Source organism: Azospirillum argentinense (assembly GCF_000632475.1).
Taxonomy (GTDB): domain Bacteria; phylum Pseudomonadota; class Alphaproteobacteria; order Azospirillales; family Azospirillaceae; genus Azospirillum; species Azospirillum baldaniorum.
The window spans coordinates 886,425-903,442 of record NZ_CP007795.1; the positions used below are offsets into that span (position 1 = coordinate 886,425).

The following is a 17,018-nucleotide window of genomic DNA, read 5'->3' on the forward strand; positions in this document are numbered from 1 at the left end:
GGACATTAGACGTCTAATTTTTTGCCCACCTCACTCCGCCAGATGGCCCAACGGCAGGGCCGTGCGGTAGCGCACCTGCTTCAGGGCAAAGCTGGACCGGATGTTGGCGACTCCGGAAATCCGCGTCAGATGCTCCTTCAGAAAGCGTTCGTAGCTGGCAAGGTCGGGCACCACCACGCGCAGCAGGTAATCGGCGTCGCCGGTCATCAGGTAGCATTCCATCACCTCCGGCAGCGCCATCACGGCGGCCTCGAAGGCGTCGATCCGCTCCTCCACCTGCCGCTCCAGGCTGACGCTGACGAAGACGTTCACCGGGAGATCGACCGCAGCGGGATCGACCAGCGCGACGTGGCGGGTGATGACGCCCGCCTCCTCAAGCGCCTTGACCCGGCGCAGGCAGGGAGACGGCGACAGACCGACGCGCTCCGCCAGATCGTTGTTGGGCATCCGCCCGTCCTGCTGGAGCAGGGCCAGGATCTTCCGGTCGATGCGATCGAGTTTGATTTTTGGCATTTTGTGCTGTCTGTCCCGATTTTGCGCAATTGGATGCTAAACCGGCGTCGCTTGCGGCGCCACTTTGCAAACTCCTGCCGCAGCACAAATGATAGGCTTCACCGATCATCGACCGCCGTTCCATCAAAAATGGAAGATTGAAGGGGAACAGACATGGACGCGACCATTCCGAACCACGCCAACCTCGCCTGCCTGCGCGAGCTGGAGCGCAAGGTTCTCTGGCTCGCGTCCTGGACGATCCACAACGCCAACCACGTACGCCCCAACCAGGACGGGCTGAAGATCGGCGGGCATCAGGCGTCCTCGGCCTCGCTGGCGACGATCATGACGGCGCTCTATTTCCAGGCCCTGCGCCCGGAGGACCGGGTGGCGGTGAAGCCGCACGCCAGCCCGATCTTCCACGCCATCCAGTATCTCCTGGGGAACCAGACGCGCGAGAATTTGGAGAATTTCCGCGGCTTCAAGGGCGCCCAGTCCTACCCGTCGCGAACCAAGGACGTGGACGACGTGGACTTCTCCACCGGCTCGGTCGGGCTGGGGGTGGCGCAGACGCTCTTCGCCGCGCTGGTGCAGGACTACGTGAAGGCCAAGGGCTGGGCGAAGGACCTCCCCGAGGGGCGCATGGTGTCGCTGGTCGGCGACGCCGAGATGGATGAGGGCAACATCTTCGAAGCCCTCCAGGAAGGCTGGAAGCACGGGCTGCGCAACACTTGGTGGATCGTCGACTACAACCGCCAGAGCCTGGACGCGGTGATCCGCGAGGGGCTGTGGGAGCGGCTGGAGAACATCTTCCGCGCCTTCGGCTGGGACGTGGTGATCCTGAAGTACGGCGCCCTGATGCAGGCGGCCTTCCAGGAGGAGGGCGGGCAGCGCCTGCGCGCCTGGATCGACCAGTGCCCGAACCAGCTCTATTCCGCGCTGACCTACCAGGGCGGGGCGGCGTGGCGGAAGCGGCTGCTCGACGATCTGGGCGACCAGGGGCCGGTGACCCGGCTGATCGAGCGCCGCAACGACGAGGAACTGGCCCTTCTGATGGGCAATCTCGGCGGCCACGACCTGCCTTCTCTGCTCGACGCCTTCGCCCAGGCGCGCACGCACGACCGGCCGGTCTGCTTCATCGCCTACACCATCAAGGGCGCCGGCCTGCCGCTGGCCGGCCACAAGGACAACCATTCCGGCCTGATGACCCCGGCGCAGATGGAGGCTTTCCGCGCCGCCAACGCTGTCCGTCCGGGCCATGAGTGGGACCGCTTCGAAGGGCTGAATCGGCCGGCGGATGAGTTGGACGCCTTCCTGAAGCGGGTGCCCTTCGCGGCCAAGGGGCGGCGGCGCTATGGCGCCGCGGCGGTCCCGGTGCCGGCGGCCCTGGCGGCTCCGGCGCAGAAGGCGCTGTCCACCCAGGCGGCCTTCGGCCTGATCCTGAACGAGTTGGGGCGCGAGAAGTCGGAGCTGGCGGAGCGCATCGTGACGACCGCGCCGGACGTGACGGTCTCCACCAACCTCGGCGCCTGGGTGAACCGCCGCGGCCTGTTCGCCAAGAGCGCTCTGGCCGACCTGTTCAAGAAGGAGCGCATCCCCTCCACCTACACATGGGACTTCTCCCCCGACGGCCAGCATTTCGAGCTGGGCATCGCCGAGTCCAACCTGTTCATCCTGCTGTCGGCGCTGGGCCTGTCGCATTCGCTGTTCGGGGAGCGGCTGTTGCCCATCGGCACCGTCTACGACCCCTTCGTCATGAGGGCGGCGGACCAGATGAACTACGCCTGCTATCAGGACGCGCGGTTCCTGCTGGTGGCCACCCCGTCCGGCGTGACGCTGGCCCCGGAGGGCGGGGCGCACCAGTCCATCGCCACGCCGCTGGTCGGCATGGCCCAGGACGGTCTGGCCTGCTTCGAGCCGGCCTTCGCCGACGAGCTGGCCGTCACCATGCGCTGGGCCTTCGACTACATGCAGCGGGAGGGCGAGGGCGAGCCCGACGAGCGGACTTGGCTGCGCGACGAGACCGGCGGCTCGGTCTATCTGCGCCTGTCCTCCCGCGTGCTGGAGCAGCCGACCCGCACCATGGACGCGGAGTTGGAGAACGGCATCGTCCAGGGCGCCTACTGGCTGCGCCGTCCCGGCCCCAACGCCCAGGTGGTCGTCGCCTACAGCGGCGTGGTAGCGCCGGAGGCCATCGAGGCGGTGGGGATGCTCGGCGAGGATCGCCGCGACGTCGGGCTGCTGGCCGTCACCTCCGCCGACCGGCTGCACGCCGGCTGGAGCGCGGCGCAACGGGCGCGCGAGCGCGGCAAGCCCCACGCACGCTCCCACATCGAACGCCTGCTGGAGGGTGTGCCGTCCCATTGCGCGCTGGTGACGGTGCAGGACGGGCATCCGGCGGGGCTGGGCTGGCTGGGCTCGGTCCACGGCCACCGCACGCGGGCGCTGGGGGTGGAGCATTTCGGCCAGACCGGCACCATCGCCGACCTCTACCGCCATCACGGGATCGACGCCCAGGCCATCGTCCGTGCCGCGGAGGCGCTGTCCCCCGGCCGGCCGGTCCGTTACTTGAAGGCGGTGTAGCCTTAATCGCGCGCCGGCTGCGTCCGTCCTGTGAAAGGCCGCGGCGCACGCCGGACGCTCGCGCGAAGAATCATGTGCCCTTGGCGGCGTCGGTGTCGCTGTCAGCGCCACCACCTTCGAGCGACCGCAGCGGGCTTTCCGCTGCCGGAACGAATTTTCCCAGGCAGAAAAATAATCCCCGGCACCGGCCACAAAAGAGGAGAAACAGGCGCGTCAAAATGACGCTGTAAGTTAGTTAGATAACTAACCGCAAACAACGCCATCAATATCAATGACTTCAATAATTGATATTATAATAAATTGCACTCTCCTGAATGCTTTCGATTTCAAATGTATACGAGAGTAACCGGTTTTGAAATGCGCTCCATTGACTCCAGCACACGCTGCTGGCGAAAAACATAGGCCGTCATGCGGCTAATAATATGGAGGCACTTACGATGACGACTTGGTACGGAACTTCCGGAAATGACATTTACGACGCCCCTTCGGGACCGAACATACTGTTCGGACTGGGTGGGAACGACGACATCCTGGGAAACACCGACGCCGACTACATTGATGGTGGCGACGGAAACGACACGCTGTATGGCAGCTTCGGGAACGACAGCCTGTATGGCGGCAGCGGGAACGACACGCTGTACGGCAACGACAACAACGATCTCCTGAGCGGTGACATCGGGGACGACTTCCTCTACGGCGGGAACAACAACGACACGCTGTACGGTGGGGCTGGCAACGACACGCTGTTCGGGGATTACGGGTCGGACATCGGCCAGGACGTTCTGGCGGGCGGAACCGGCAACGATGTCCTGTACGGCGGCAACGACAACGACAACTACCTCTACACCTGCAATTCGGACGGCATCGATCTCATCTCGGATTCGCAGGGCGATTATGATCGTCTCCGCTTGAACGGCCCGACGGCGCCCAACCAGCTCGAATACTACCGGGCCAGCACCTTCGGCGGCGATTCCAACGACCTTCTGTTCTTCACCAAGGCCGACGCCGCCGACGGCACCATCAGCGAGTACATCATCATCGACGACTTCTGGAACGGCGCCGCCGCCGGCGCCGGCCGGATCGAGTATCTGAACCTCAGCGGCACGGATTACTGGTTCAACACCGTCGTCTGGGGTCTGTAAGGTCGTTGGAGGGCTGGGCCGGCCCCAGCCCTCCTTCCGATAGGCCCATGACGCCGCACGCCGCGCGACACCACATAAGGAGTCTGTCGAGCAACGGTCACAGCGCGAGGCGAGGTCGGGATGAGCTGGTCGATCCCCATCGGCACCGTGAAGGGCACGGTGATCCGCATCCACATCACCTTCTTCCTGTTCCTTCTGTGGATCGGCGCCGCCTACCACGCGCAGGGCGGCTGGCCGGCGGCGCTGGAGGGGGTGGTCTTCCTCTCGCTGCTGTTCCTCTGCGTCCTGCTGCACGAGTTCGGCCACGTCTTCGCCGCCCGGCGCTACGGCGTCCGCACGCCGGACATCACCCTGCTGCCCATCGGCGGGGTGGCGCGTCTGGAGCGGTTACCGGAGAAGCCGTCGCAGGAGCTGGTGGTGGCGCTGGCCGGGCCGGCGGTCAATCTGGTGATCGCGGCCTTGCTCTACGCGGCGCTCGGCGGCTTCGTGCCGGCGGGGGCGGCGGAGGTGCAGAACGCCGGCATCGACGTGCTGTCCCGGCTGGCCGTGGTCAACCTGTTCCTAGCCCTGTTCAATCTGATCCCCGCCTTCCCCATGGACGGCGGGCGCGTTCTGCGGGCGGTGCTGGCGAGCCGCATGGGCTATGTCCGCGGCACCCAGGTGGCGGCCTCCATCGGGCAGGCGGTGGCCATCGGGCTGGGGCTGCTCGGGCTGTTCGGCAACCCGATGCTGCTGTTCATCGCGCTGTTCGTCTATCTGGGCGCCTCGTCGGAGGCGCACGCGGTGCAGATGCGCGAGATCACCCACGGCGTGGTCGTGTCCGACGCCATGGTCACCCGCTTCGAGACGTTGCCGCCCTCCGGCGTGCTGGAGGACGCGGTGCAATGCCTGATCCGCACGACCCAGCACGAGTTTCCCGTGGTGGACGGGGCCGGCACGCTGCGCGGCGTGCTGACCCGCGACGACCTGATCCGCGCCCTGCGCGACCGCGGACCGGACACGCCGGTGCTGGAGGTGATGCGCCCCGACATTCCGGTGATCCACCGGCACGGCAAGCTGGAGGAGGCGCTGCGGCTGATGCAGGAGAAGAGCCTGCCCGCGGTCGGCGTCGATGACGGGAACGGGCGGCTGGTCGGGCTGGTGACGCCGGAAAATGTGGGGGAGATGATGATGGTCCAGGCCGCCCGGCACGCCCTTCGCCGCTGACCGCCTCCCCCTTCCGTTGCACGGCCTCTCCCTTCGGGAACAAGCGGCGGCCGGGGTCATTGTGCTAGGACAGCGGATGCCCCCACACCGGAAGGGAGGATGACATGGCGATGCGCTCCACGCGCCGGGCGGCGCTGGCTCTGGCCGGATTCGCCGGGATGACCGCCGCCATGGCGGGGCGGAAGGCCGGGGCGGACCAGCCCGGCGTCCACCGAGTCGCCATCCAGGTCAGCAGCAACGACCCGGCGCTGATGAACATGGCGCTGAACAACGTCAAGAACATCATCGAGTATTACAAGAACATCGGCGAGACGGTGGAGGTCGAGCTGGTCACCTTCGGCCCCGGCCTGCACATGCTGCGCGCCGACCGCTCGCCCGTGAAGGACCGGCTGGCGTCGCTGAAGGGCAGCCTGCCGACCCTGACCTACTCCGCCTGCGAGAACACCCGCAACGGCATGATCCGCGTCGAACAGGGCGAGGTCCCCATGGTGCCGGAAGCCAAGCTGGTGCCCTCCGGCGTCGTCCGCCTGATGCAGCTTCAGGAGGAGGGCTGGTCCTACCTCCGCCCGTAACCGGGCCGTTTTACTCCGCCGCGATGTCCTTCAGGAGGGCCGCGGTCACCGGTCCCACGGTCCCGGCGCCGATGATCTGCCCGTCGACGCGCAGCAGCGGGCGTACGCCAAGGCTGTTGGTCAGGAAGGCTTCCCCAGCCCCCAGCAGGTCAGCGACGGAAAGCGGCGCCTCACTGGCATCGCCCCGCTCCAGGATCAGGGCGCGGCGGATGCCCGGCAGCGCGCCCTCGGTGACCGGCGGGGTCAGCAGACGCCCGTCCCGGACGATGAACAGATTCGCCACGCTGGATTCGGCCAGACGGCCCGCGCTGTTGAGCAGGAGCGCCTCTCCCGCGCCGCGCGTCGCCGCCTCCTGCCGGGCGAGGATGGAGTCCAGGTAGTTCAGCGACTTCACGCGCGACAGCGGCGAATGCTCGTTGCGCCGGGTGACACGGGCGATGACCGCCTCCACCGGGCCGGCGGGCGGTGGAGCGGGCGCCAGCGTCATCAGCAGTGTCGGCACGGCATCCACCGGCGGCAGCACGCCGCGCGCTCCGGTCCCCCGCGTCAGCGTGATCCGCAGCACACCCTCCACGCAGCCCTGCGCCGCGATCAGCGCTTCGGCGGCGGCCAGCGCCGCCGCGTCGTGGGGAAGCGGCAGGCCGAGCAGCGCCGCGCTGTCCGCCAGCCGGGCGAGATGCCGGTCGAGATGGCAGGCTGTGCCGCCGGCCACGCGGATCGTCTCGAACAACCCGTCACCCAGCGTGAAGCCGCGGTCCGCCGGGTCAATGCGTGCCTCTTCCGCCGACAGCAGGCGCCCGTTCAGCCAGACGACGGTCATGTTGACGCCTCCCCCAGCGCGCGGAGCTGGGCGCGGATCTTGACCATCATCTCCTCGTGCTCGTCCGCCGGGTCGGAATCGGCAACGATGCCGCCGCCGGCCTGGGCGATCACCGTATCCGGCGTGATCGACAGGGTGCGGATGACGATGCTGCTGTCCATCGCGCCGTCGAAGCCGAGCCAGGCGACGGAGCCGCAATAGGCGCCGCGCCGTGCCACCTCCAGCTCGTCGATGATCTGCATGGCGCGGATCTTGGGAGCCCCGGTGATCGAGCCGCCGGGCAGCGCCGCCCGCAGCAAGTCCACCGCCCCCAGGCCGGGCCGCAGCCGCGCCGTGACGACCGAGACGAGGTGATGCACGCTGGCGAAGCTCTCCAGCCCGTAGAGCGTCGGCACCCGGACGCTGCCCACCCGCGACACCCGACCAAGGTCGTTGCGCAGCAGGTCGGTGATCATCAGGTTTTCCGCCCGGTCCTTGACGCTGGCCACCAGCTCCGCGGCGGCGGCGGCGTCCGCGGCGGGGTCGGCGTAGCGCGGGCGGGTGCCCTTGATCGGGCGCGTCTCCACCTCCCCGGCGGCGCTGAGACGGATGAAGCGCTCCGGCGAGGCGCTGGCGATGCGCAGGCGCGGGCCGCAGTCGAGATAGGCGGCGAAGGGCGCCGGGCTGATCGCGCGCAGCCGCCGGTACAGCGCGTAGGCGTCCAGCCCGCAGCACCGCTCGGCCAGGAAGCGCTGCGTGAAGTTGGCCTGATAGATGTCTCCAGCCCGGATGTACTCCAGCACCCGCTCCACCCGTGTCAGATAGTCGTCGCGCTCCAGCTCGCTCCGCCAGGGGGCGGTCGGGACGGGGCCGAGGGGGGACGCTCCGCCGCCCTCCAGCCGGGCCGCCAGGGCGCGGGCGCGGCCCTCCGCCTCCGGGCGGGCGGCGATCACCCAAGCGCGTCGCTCCGCATGGTCGAAGGCGGCCACCACGTCGTAGAAACCGAAGGCCATCTCCGGCTGGCCGCCGGGGTTGGCGTGGCGCGAGCGGATGCGCTCCAGCCGCAGCCCCGCCTCGTAGCCGATGAAGCCGACCGCTCCACCACAGAAGGGTGCCGGTTTCAGCAGTCCCTCGGGCGGCCCCTCGGGCCGGGCGTGGCGCGCCAGTTCCTCCGCCAGCACGGCGAAGGGGTCGCCTTCGACCCGCCGGCCGTCGAGATACGCCCGCCCGTCCAGCGACTCCAGCGTGCGGAAGGGCTCCGCCGCGATGTAGCTGTAGCGGCCGTGGGCCGGGTGCGGGGCGGCGCTGTCGAGCAGCATCGACCAGGGCTGTCCGGACAGGGCGCGGAAGGCCTCCGCCGGATCGGCGCATGACAAGGGGATCGCCAGCATGGCGGCGGAGCTTCCTCTAAGACCGGCCTTCACATGAGAATGGTGGCGCCGCCGTCCACCACCAACACATGCCCATTGACGTAGGACGCGGCGGGCGAGGCCAGGAAGACCGCAGCCCCGGCGATCTCCTCCGGTCGGCCCCAGCGGCCGATCGGGGTGCGTCCCTCGAAATAGGCGGACAGGGCCGGGTTGCCGGTGATGCCGGCGTTGGTCTCCGTCGCGAAGAAGCCCGGCGCGATGGCGTTGCTGGTCAGGCCCTTCCCACCATATTCGGCGGCGAGCGCCCGCACCATGCCCGCCAGCCCGGCCTTGGCGGCGGCGTAGACCGCGTCGTTGGCGCGGGCGATCTGCCCGGAGATGGAGGTCACCGTGATCAGCCGCCCGAAGCCCTGGGGCAGCATCAGCCGCGCCGCCTCCCGCGCCAGGATCAGACCGGCGGCCAGATCGACGTTGAGCAGGTCGCTGATTTCCTCATCCGCGAAGTCGGTCAGCGGCTTGCGGTTGCGCTGCCCGACATTCTGGACCAGCACGTCCAGCCGCCCGTGCTCCCGGTCGATCCGCGCGAAGGCGTCCCGCACCGCCTCCCGGTCGGCCACGTCGAAGGCCAGCACCGAGGCCCGCCCGCCCGCCGCCGCGATGGCCTCGGCCAGCGGCTCCAGCCGCGCGGCGTCGCGCCCGTTCAGCAGCACATGGGCGCCGGACCCAGCCATGGCGCGGGCGATTTCCAGACCCAGCCCGCGCCCGGACCCGGTGACCAGCGCCACCCGTCCTTCCAGCGAGAACTGCGACAGATAAGGAAGATGCGGGGCGGTCATGGTCACCGATGCGGAGGACGTGGACGGTTTTTCAGATTTAGCAGATGCCCCGCCGGATGGCACCCCGTTCGGCGTCAGATTTCAGGCGTCAGGCGCGGGGGAGAAACTCCACCGTTTCCGCGATGGTCCAGCCGTCCGCCCGCATCAAGCGTCCGATGCGCCCGTACAGCGTGGCGCCGGGGGACACGCGCCCCTCCGCAACCCAAACATCGGCGGCGGGCACGGTCAGCAGGCCCAGCACCTCCACCGAGAAGGCAACGCCGTTGCGCGCCAGCAGGCGCCCGAAGGGCTCCGTCCCCTCGCGAAGCTGTTCGGCGAAGGCCGTGGGAAAGCCGTCGAGCGCGATGCGGATGCTTGCCAGCTCCACCGGCAACGCGTCCGGCCCGACGGTCAGCACGATGTCGCGCAGCAGCGCCGTCCCGTCCGGCTCAGTCCGCTGGCGCAGCACCCGCACGCCCACCGGCTCGCCCCACCGCTCCGACAGGACGGCGGTCATGCCGCGGTCGTGGTCGAGCAGCGCCCGATAGGGCGCCGGGACCGAGGCGGCGGGCAGCGTGGACAGCGCCCGCGCTCCGGCCCCCCATCCCACCGTCAGAGCCCGCGCGCGCGCCAGGACGGAGCCGGACTCGTCCACGGAGGAACAGCCGGCGGCGGAGGCGGACGAAAAGGAAGGCTTCATTCGAAATCGCGGTTCTGCGGAAGGATGCGGGCGAAAGGCGTGGGCAAATGGACTTGGCCGCTCCCGGCGGGGCAGCGGCCACGGGCCGGCATTCTAGGAACAGCGCCCGCCCAACCGCAATGCCGAAGGCGCACATCCCTGCGTCGTGTCCTCCGTTGCCCCCACACAGAAAAGGGTCGCCGCCCACAGCCCTGCCCCGCGACGCCGGCCTCTTGCGCTGGCCGTACGCTGCATTAGATCACGCTCATAAGGATGCCCGCCCTGGAGGGAAGCCGCGCCATGTCCGACCTTCTGCACGTCGCCTGCCCAAGCTGCGACACTCTGAACCGCATGCCACGCGGACGCCTGGACCAGCCCGGCGTCGGGAAATGCGGCCGTTGCGGGCAGCCGTTGTTCCAGGGCAAGCCGATCCCGCTCACCGCCGCCCGCTTCACTGCCCAGGCGGAGCGCAGCGACCTGCCGCTGCTCATCGACTTCTGGGCGGAGTGGTGCGGGCCGTGCCGGATGATGGCGCCGGTCTTCGAGCAGGCCGCCGGCCAGCTGGAACCTCACGTACGCCTCGCCAAGGTCGACACCGAGGCCGCGCCCGATCTGGCCGCCCGCTTCGGCGTGCAGAGCATCCCGACCCTCGTGCTGGTCCACCATGGGCGCGAGGTGGCGCGCACCGCCGGGGCGATGCCGCTGCCCGCCCTGCTCGGCTGGGTCCGGCAGGCGATGGCGGCCGTCTGACCTTTATTCCGCTTCCAGAAGCAGCCGGGTCAGGTCGGAGACGGAGGCGACCTCCAGCTTGTCCATGACGTTGTGGCGGTGGACCTCCACCGTCTTCAGGCTGAGGTTGATCTCCGCCGCGATCACCTTGTTCGGCTTGCCCTGCACCACCAGATCGGCGACCTGCCGCTCCCGCGGGGTCAGGCGGCCCAGCAGGGCGCGGACATGGGCTTTGCGCGCCTGCGCCTCCCACGCCCGCCGGGACGTCTCCAGCGCCTCGTGCACCCGGTCGAGGAGGAGCTGGTCGTTGAAGGGCTTCTCAATGAAGTCCACCGCCCCGGCGCGGAAGGCGCGGGCGGCCATCGGCACGTCGCCGTGGCCGGTGATGACCACGACGGCCAGGACGGAGCCGGCGCGGGCCAGCGTGTCCTGCAACTCCAGCCCGCTCATCCCCGGCATCCGCACGTCGGTGACGAGGCAGCCCGGCCGGTCGGCGCGCATGGCGCGCAGGAACTCCTCCCCGGAACCGAAAGACTCCACCGCCACGCCCAGCGAGCCGATCAGCCAGCCCAGCGAGTGGCGCATCGCCGGATCGTCGTCCACCACGTAGACGGTGCGGGCCGCATCAGCCTGCATTGACCTTCTCCTCCGCTGCGGGCAGGACGAAGCGCACGACGGTGCCCCCGCCCGGATGATCGGTGGCCCAGAGATGGCCGCCATGGCTTTCCACGATGGTCCGGCAGATCGACAGGCCGAGGCCCATGCCGCCGGGTTTGGTGGTAAAGAAGGGATCGAACAGGCGCGCCCGCGCGTCCTCCGACAGCCCGTGCCCGCGGTCGGCGACGGCGATCTCCACCCGCCCATCCGCTTCCAGGCCGGTGCGCACGGTAACGCCCCTGCCCTCCCACGCCGCGCCGTCCGCCCCATCATCCATAGCGTCCAGCGCGTTCTTGACGAGGTTCAGGACGACCTGCTCAATCTGCACCCGGTCGGCCAGGACCGGCGGCAGGCCGGGCGCCAGTTCGCGGGTGACCGGAATGTTGCCGCTGCGCGCGCGCCCCTCGCAGAGCTGCAGCGCCGCTTCCACTGCGCCGTTGACGTCGGCCGGCTCCAGCTGGACGGTACGCTTGCGCACGAAGTCGCGGATGCGGGCGATGATCTGCCCAGCGCGGTCGGCCTGGGCGGCGATGGCGCGGGAGGCTTCGGCGAACTCAGCGGTGCTGCCCACCCCGGCCTCCAGCCGCCGCGTGCAGCCGCGGGCGTAATTGGCGATGGCGCCCAGCGGCTGGTTCAGCTCATGCGCGATGTTGCTGGCCATCTCGCCGAGGATGGAGAGGCGGGCGACGTGGTCCATCTCCTTCTGCCGTTCCCGCGCGGTGTCCTCGGCGCGGCGGCGCTCGGCCATCTCGCGGCGCAGTTCGCGGTTGGCCGCGCGCAGCTCGGCGGTGCGCACCTTGATGAGATGCTCGACCCGCAGCGAATGGACCGCCCACCACAGCAGGGCCAGCGCCGTTAGCGCCAGCCAATGCCAATGCTCGCGCGCGAGGTCGAGCAGGGTGACGTCGCGCAGATGCTCGTAGGGGCCGATGCGCAGGCTGCGGAACAGCCCGTGGACCGGCTGATAGTCCATCGGCACCGTCCAGCCCTCATAGCCGCCGGCCAGCGCCGCCGGATGGCCGTCCGGCATCTGGAACAGCGCGACCACCACCGCCTTCGCCAGATCCTCCGGCGTGTTGGCCAGCCGGGCGAGCGGCCAGTCGGGATAGAGGCCGGTGGACAGGGCGCAGCCGAACCCCAGCTCCGTCCGGGCACCGACGACCTGAAAACCCGCGCGGTCGAGGTGGCCTTCCTGGGCCAGCTCCTCCAGCACGCAGGCGCGCAGCACGCCGGCGTCCACCGCGCCGTCGCGGACGGCGAAGGCGACGCGGTCCACGGGGAACCCGGAGAAGCGCAGCTCCTTCAAGTCGGAATAGGGATCGACCCCGGCCGTCAGCATCGCGCCCCAGGCGACCTGGAAGCCGCCGAAGGCGTCGGGGTCCACCGCCATCACAGTCTTTCCCTTGAGGTCGGCCAAGGACCGGATGTCGTCGCGCCCGGCGCGGACGATCAGAGCGGACCCCACCGCTGCCCCCGACGCGCCGGAGCGGGAGGAATGGAGCGTGGCGATGCGGGTGACGCCGTGGCGGGCCTCCAGCTCCACGTAATTGCCGGTGTTGGTCAGCACGAAATCGACGCTGCCGGCAGCCACCGCCGCGTCCATGCCCGGCAGGTCGAGCGGCACCATCTCCGCCCCGCGCTGCGGAAAGCGGTCCGCCAAATAACGGACGGTCGGTTCCCAGACGGCGTTCGCGTGGTCGCCACCACGGTAGGCCAGCACGCCGACGCGGATCGGCGGCTCCGCCGACCGGGCGGGAAGCCCGGCGGAGAGCACCCCCAGCAGCGCCAGCATCAGGCAACCCGGGCGGACCGTGAACCGCATGGCATCCTTCGGACGGGTGAAGACGTGGGGAACCGCCGGAACGGCCCCCGACGCGCCGCATACACCCTTACGCTGCCGCTTTCAATCCGCGTGGCCGCATGCGCTCAGGGGAAGGCGACGCCGGGGCGCAGGCCGATCCGCTTCAGCACGATCGCCAGCGGACAGAAGCCGGTGAAGGCCGCCTGAAGCAGGTTGGCCCCGACGAAGGCGGTCAGCCACAGCCAGTTCGGGCCGTGAATCTGGGACAAGGCGAGGCTCAGCAGGATCATAGTTCCGGCGAAAGCCATGACGACGCGGTCGATGCTCATGGTGTGGTCTCCTCTGTGCTGGTTGGCAAGGTCATTTCATTCGTTGCCACTAATTTAGTAATCTCTAATATATAGAGTCAAGACACACTGAGTTCCGTTCCCCCCGTCCGAAGTGGCCCGCCATGCCCCCGCTCGCTCCTCCCACACACGCCAGCCCGCGAGGCGCTGCTCGTCCTGCTTGTGGTCCTCCTGCCCCTGTCCGCGACGGCGGCCGAGCCCGGCAGCCTGACCGTGCAGCCGCGCCCGGTGGAGGACCTGAAGGCCGTCTTCGCCACGGTGGAGAGCATGCGCGAGACGCTGGCCCGCACCCGAATCGGCGGCACGGTGGCCGACCTGACGGTGACGGAGGGCGACAAGGTGCCCCTCGGGCAGGTCATCGCGACCGTGCGCGACCCCAAACTGCCGCTCCAACTCGCCGCGCTGGACGCGCGCATCCAGGCGCCCCGGCGCTGGCGCGCGGTGCTGTTCGGGCCGTTCCGTTCGACACTTCTGACGGTGCTGGTGATCCCGGCGATCTACATCGTCCTGCGCGGGGACGCCGCCGACCGTCGCGACCGTTCCAACTTCCAGGGATGACCATGCTCAAGACCCTTCTCTCCCGTCTCGGCCTCAACCGGAGCGCCAACGCCATGAGCGACCAGATCAAGACCGTCGACGCCGCCACCGTCATGGGCTGGCTGAAGGACGGATCGGCGGTGATCGTCGATGTCCGCGAGCCGCACGAGCACCGCGCCGGCCACATCCCCGGCGCCACGCTGGTGCCGCTGTCGCAGTTCGACCCGGCCCACGTGCCCGACGCGACGGGCAAGCATCTTGTCTTCCATTGTCAGAGCGGGCGGCGCTGCGGCCCGGCCTCAGCCAAAATGGTGGCCGGCGGCTACACCGGAGACATCCACCGGCTGAGCGGCGGCATGGCCGCCTGGATGGCCGCGTCCGGCCCGGTCAAGCGCTGAGAGGAGTGTTTCAAGGGCTGGGGTCCGCATCGGCCACGCAGCGCGCGCCAACGCAGAACTGGCGGTACAGCTCCAGCAGGATCGGACGCACCCGGTCCGACCCGATGCGGTAGTGGATCGAGGTGCCGTCCCGCCGGGTGGCGACCAGCCCCTCGTCCCGCAGCTTGGCAAGATGCTGCGACAGGTTCGACGTCGACAGGCCGAGCTGCCGCGCGAGGTCGCCCACCGCCATCTCCCCGTCCAGCAGGCTGCACAGGATCATCAGCCGGTGGCGGCTGGCGATGGAGCGCAGGAAGGTTTCCGCCTCGGTTGCCCGCTCTTCCAGCTCGGCGGGGTCGAGCGGCGGCTCAACGACTGGCTCGGCAGGTGGCTCGGTGGACGACATGGGCCTCATCCGCCCTTCAAATAAGATATATCTAATTTATGGGCCGCCCCCCGCCGATCAAGCGGTTTGTGAGCAGCCTTCCTGAACCGCGGTTGAACGCCCCGTTCAGGCGAGGCTCAGCCGCGCCCTGCCATGATCCCTCCTGTTCGGGCGGACCTCCCGCCCCTTGCGATGGAGACAGGATCATGCGCCCTTCCACCACCCTCCCCGTTCTTGCCACCCCCGTCCTGGCCGCGGCCTTCGCCGCCCTTCTGCTGTCCGGCCCCGCCGACGCCGGCGAGCGGCACCGCACGGTCCAGGCCGCCTCGCCGCAGCCGGTCGCCGAGGTGCTGCGGACCGGGGGCGGCACCGTCTCCGGGTCGGTCGCCGCGGTGGGCGTCAACTGGATGACCGTTCAGGACGACAGCGCACGGACGGATGTCAGGATGCGCGGCGCCCTGCCGCAAGGCATTGCCCAAGGCGCGCCCATCACCGTCACCGGACGTGCCCACAAGGGCGGGCTGCTGGCCAGCGAGGTCATCCTCGCCGATGGCTCCCTGCACCGGCCGTCCCGCGACCGCGACGACGATTGACCGCACAAAGCGTCCCGCCCCGGGATTAAAAGGCCCTCCCGAAACGAAAACGGAGCAGGAATTCGGGAAAATCCAGTCCACGGGGTGGAGACGTGACGTTCAGCCTGCGCGACCAACTGTCGAATCAACTGCGCTCCCTGCGCCGCTACGCCCTCGCGCTGGCGCGCAACCGCGACGACGCGGAGGATCTCGTGCAGGAGACGCTGGTGCGCGCCATTTCCGGCTCCCGGACCTTCCGGCCGAACGGCGACCTGCGGTCCTGGCTGTTCGGCATCCTGCACAACGTCCACGTCAACGGGGTGCGGCGGGAGCAGGTGCGGGCGCGCGGCGCCTCGGCCATCGAGGCAATGACCTACGGGCAGATGCCGCCCAACCAGCCCGACCATGTCGAGCTGATGCGGACCATTGAGGCCTTCTCCACCCTTCCGGACGAGCAGCGCCGCGTCCTTACCCTCGTCGCCGTTGAGGGGATGAGCTACCAGGAGGCCGCCCGCCAACTGGACATCCCGCTGGGCACGCTGATGTCGCGCCTGGCCCGCGGGCGGGAAGCGCTGCGCGTGGAGATGGGGCACCGGGATCGTGCCCAGCCCGCCCTGCGGGCGGTGAGGTGAGCCATGGGCGGTGATCCCATCAGCCTCAACCAGGACGCCGACCTGCATCTCTACATGGACGGCGAAATGGAGCCGGGCCGCCGCGCCGCCTTCGAGGCGCAGTTGGCCGCCAACCCGGCCCTGGCCGCCAAGCTGCATGAATACCGGCACCAGCAGGAAATGCTGAAGCTGGGCCTGGACATGATGGCCGCCGTTTCGGTGCAGGAGACCGAAACCTTGGCCGGGCGCCTGCGCTGGCGCCTGGACATGGACCGCTTCTCCCGGCGGGTCGCCCCGCTGGCCGCCGCCATGCTGCTGGTCATGGGGGGGTGGAGCCTGACCGTGTGGGTGCAGTCGGGCGCGGGCACCGGGCCTCAGTTGGCCGGCGAGATCGACGACGTCCCCGCCTTCGCCGACGAGGCGGCAGAGGCGCATTCCAAGGCCGTCGCGCTCAACACGCTGCAGCCGGCCCCACCCCAGATGGACGCCACGCCGGTCCCGGCGCAGACCGCCCAGGTGCCGCTGCCGGAGGGCCGCGGCATGACGGTGGCGCTTCCCGCCATCGGTCCGGAACTGACACTGATCCGGGCCAGCATCGTGCCATGGAACCATGGCACCGCTCTCCAGTTTCTCTACAGGGAACCGGACGGCGAATTGCTGACCCTCTTCGTCGCGTCAGGCGAGCCGGCGCAGGACGGCACCCTGCAAACCGTGGTGCACGACAGCCTGCGGCTCGTCTACTGGCGGGCCGGGCTGGTCGCCTACACCGTCACCGGCAACAAGGCCGACGGCGATCTGCTGACCGTCGCCAAGAAGATGGCGGACAGCATCCGCCGATCCTGAGCACCGCCCCGAGACCCTGTCGGGCGGAGCCCCACCGAACCTGTGGAGCCCAGCCATGAGCCTGTACACCGATCCGGACGAGCGGAACGGCCATCCGCTGGACATGGTCGAAACCTTCGTCGCCCGCGAGCATTGGGAACCGATCCTGCGGCAGGCCGCCTTCAACGGCATGGTGCTGGGCGCGGTCACCCTGCTGCTGGGGCTGGACGCGCTGCCCGGCCTCGCCATCATCCACATCATCACCTTCGCGTCGGGCATGGCCCAGGGCTTCCTGGCGCTGCGCCTGGAGGAGAGCGGGCAGGACGAGGCCGCCGTCGCCGTGGGGCGCCGCTCCATGGCCGCCTTCACGCTGGCCTCGGTCACACTGTTCCTGATGCCCTTCGCAGCCTGATCCGCGCAGAAGTCACGCGCGGAACCGGCCGTTCCGTGCCATGGTCCCCGTCCCGCCGGGGACCTCTCCTCGAATGAGGATTTCAAGCCAGGGAATGGGACAGCCGATGC

The 17,018-nt window shown here is 69.4% G+C and carries 20 protein-coding genes; 11 read left to right on the forward strand and 9 right to left on the reverse strand.

Going from position 1 to position 17,018, the window contains the following annotated elements; all coding sequences use genetic code 11:
- Positions 1-30: 30 nt before the first annotated feature.
- On the reverse strand, positions 31-513 hold the full coding sequence (locus ABAZ39_RS26295) for an Lrp/AsnC family transcriptional regulator (protein WP_040137032.1): 483 nt from the start codon (positions 511-513) through the stop codon (positions 31-33).
- A gap of 153 nt (positions 514-666) precedes the next feature.
- On the opposite strand from ABAZ39_RS26295, the gene ABAZ39_RS26300 reads away from it, so the two are divergent.
- The 4 genes from ABAZ39_RS26300 to ABAZ39_RS26315 all read left to right on the forward strand — a co-directional run bounded on the left by ABAZ39_RS26300 (position 667) and on the right by ABAZ39_RS26315 (position 5,995).
- Positions 667-3,075, forward strand: coding sequence for a thiamine pyrophosphate-binding protein (locus ABAZ39_RS26300; protein ID WP_040137034.1), 2,409 nt, complete (start codon positions 667-669; stop codon positions 3,073-3,075).
- A gap of 437 nt (positions 3,076-3,512) precedes the next feature.
- Positions 3,513-4,217: a calcium-binding protein gene (locus ABAZ39_RS33450; RefSeq protein WP_051658563.1), complete on the forward strand. Its 705-nt coding sequence runs from the start codon at positions 3,513-3,515 to the stop codon at positions 4,215-4,217.
- 120 nt (positions 4,218-4,337) lie between these two features.
- A complete protein-coding gene (locus ABAZ39_RS26310; protein ID WP_040137036.1) occupies positions 4,338-5,423 on the forward strand; it encodes a site-2 protease family protein in 1,086 nt (361 codons plus the stop codon).
- 104 nt (positions 5,424-5,527) lie between these two features.
- Positions 5,528-5,995 carry a DsrE family protein gene (locus ABAZ39_RS26315; RefSeq protein WP_174439757.1) on the forward strand — a complete coding sequence of 156 codons (468 nt, stop codon included), beginning with the start codon at positions 5,528-5,530 and terminating at the stop codon, positions 5,993-5,995.
- Between the two features lie 10 nt (positions 5,996-6,005).
- Here ABAZ39_RS26315 and ABAZ39_RS26320 read toward each other — a convergent pair whose 3' ends face one another.
- From ABAZ39_RS26320 to ABAZ39_RS26335, 4 genes are all read right to left on the reverse strand, one after another.
- Complete coding sequence (locus tag ABAZ39_RS26320) at positions 6,006-6,815, reverse strand: aminotransferase class IV (RefSeq protein ID WP_040137038.1); 810 nt, start codon at positions 6,813-6,815, stop codon at positions 6,006-6,008.
- Complete coding sequence (gene pabB / locus ABAZ39_RS26325; protein ID WP_040137040.1) at positions 6,812-8,185, reverse strand: aminodeoxychorismate synthase component I; 1,374 nt, start codon at positions 8,183-8,185, stop codon at positions 6,812-6,814. Before pabB ends, ABAZ39_RS26320 begins: the two co-directional genes overlap by 4 nt.
- A gap of 29 nt (positions 8,186-8,214) precedes the next feature.
- Positions 8,215-9,000: an SDR family oxidoreductase gene (locus tag ABAZ39_RS26330; RefSeq protein WP_040137042.1), complete on the reverse strand. Its 786-nt coding sequence runs from the start codon at positions 8,998-9,000 to the stop codon at positions 8,215-8,217.
- Between the two features lie 88 nt (positions 9,001-9,088).
- Entirely contained in the window at positions 9,089-9,679 is a 591-nt protein-coding gene (locus tag ABAZ39_RS26335; RefSeq protein WP_040137044.1) for a hypothetical protein, read from the reverse strand.
- A 279-nt stretch (positions 9,680-9,958) separates the two neighbouring features.
- Between ABAZ39_RS26335 and trxC the strand changes: the two genes are divergently transcribed.
- Positions 9,959-10,408: a thioredoxin TrxC gene (trxC, locus tag ABAZ39_RS26340; RefSeq protein WP_040137046.1), complete on the forward strand. Its 450-nt coding sequence runs from the start codon at positions 9,959-9,961 to the stop codon at positions 10,406-10,408.
- A gap of 3 nt (positions 10,409-10,411) precedes the next feature.
- Here the strand turns inward: trxC and ABAZ39_RS26345 are convergent, their stop codons facing one another.
- The 3 genes from ABAZ39_RS26345 to ABAZ39_RS26355 form a co-directional block, all read right to left on the reverse strand.
- Positions 10,412-11,023 (reverse strand): response regulator transcription factor, encoded by a 612-nt coding sequence (locus ABAZ39_RS26345; RefSeq protein WP_040137048.1) that lies wholly within the window; start codon positions 11,021-11,023, stop codon positions 10,412-10,414.
- Positions 11,013-12,866, reverse strand: a complete 1,854-nt coding sequence (locus ABAZ39_RS26350; RefSeq protein WP_081863338.1) for a sensor histidine kinase — start codon at positions 12,864-12,866, stop codon at positions 11,013-11,015. Before ABAZ39_RS26350 ends, ABAZ39_RS26345 begins: the two co-directional genes overlap by 11 nt.
- Positions 12,867-12,970: 104 nt before the next feature.
- Entirely contained in the window at positions 12,971-13,174 is a 204-nt protein-coding gene (locus ABAZ39_RS26355) for a YgaP family membrane protein (protein ID WP_040137050.1), read from the reverse strand.
- Between the two features lie 180 nt (positions 13,175-13,354).
- Here ABAZ39_RS26355 and ABAZ39_RS26360 point away from each other — a divergent pair, with 180 nt between their 5' ends.
- Positions 13,355-13,750: an efflux RND transporter periplasmic adaptor subunit gene (locus ABAZ39_RS26360; RefSeq protein ID WP_040137052.1), complete on the forward strand. Its 396-nt coding sequence runs from the start codon at positions 13,355-13,357 to the stop codon at positions 13,748-13,750.
- Between the two features lie 2 nt (positions 13,751-13,752).
- Positions 13,753-14,127: a rhodanese-like domain-containing protein gene (locus ABAZ39_RS26365; RefSeq protein WP_247881753.1), complete on the forward strand. Its 375-nt coding sequence runs from the start codon at positions 13,753-13,755 to the stop codon at positions 14,125-14,127.
- A gap of 10 nt (positions 14,128-14,137) precedes the next feature.
- On the opposite strand, the gene ABAZ39_RS26370 is transcribed toward ABAZ39_RS26365, so the two are convergent.
- The gene (locus tag ABAZ39_RS26370) at positions 14,138-14,512 is read right to left on the reverse strand and encodes an ArsR/SmtB family transcription factor (RefSeq protein ID WP_040137056.1); all 375 of its coding nucleotides are present in this window, start codon (positions 14,510-14,512) and stop codon (positions 14,138-14,140) included.
- Positions 14,513-14,697: 185 nt separating this feature from the next.
- Between ABAZ39_RS26370 and ABAZ39_RS26375 the strand changes: the two genes are divergently transcribed.
- The 4 genes from ABAZ39_RS26375 (at position 14,698) to ABAZ39_RS26390 (ending at position 16,908) form a co-directional block, all read left to right on the forward strand.
- Positions 14,698-15,084 (forward strand): cytochrome c maturation protein CcmE domain-containing protein, encoded by a 387-nt coding sequence (locus ABAZ39_RS26375; protein WP_040137057.1) that lies wholly within the window; start codon positions 14,698-14,700, stop codon positions 15,082-15,084.
- Positions 15,085-15,176: 92 nt separating this feature from the next.
- Positions 15,177-15,695: a sigma-70 family RNA polymerase sigma factor gene (locus tag ABAZ39_RS26380; protein WP_051658564.1), complete on the forward strand. Its 519-nt coding sequence runs from the start codon at positions 15,177-15,179 to the stop codon at positions 15,693-15,695.
- 3 nt (positions 15,696-15,698) lie between these two features.
- Positions 15,699-16,517 carry an anti-sigma factor family protein gene (locus ABAZ39_RS26385; protein WP_040137059.1) on the forward strand — a complete coding sequence of 273 codons (819 nt, stop codon included), beginning with the start codon at positions 15,699-15,701 and terminating at the stop codon, positions 16,515-16,517.
- A 55-nt stretch (positions 16,518-16,572) separates the two neighbouring features.
- Positions 16,573-16,908: a hypothetical protein gene (locus tag ABAZ39_RS26390; protein ID WP_014242024.1), complete on the forward strand. Its 336-nt coding sequence runs from the start codon at positions 16,573-16,575 to the stop codon at positions 16,906-16,908.
- Positions 16,909-17,018: the final 110 nt, after the last annotated feature.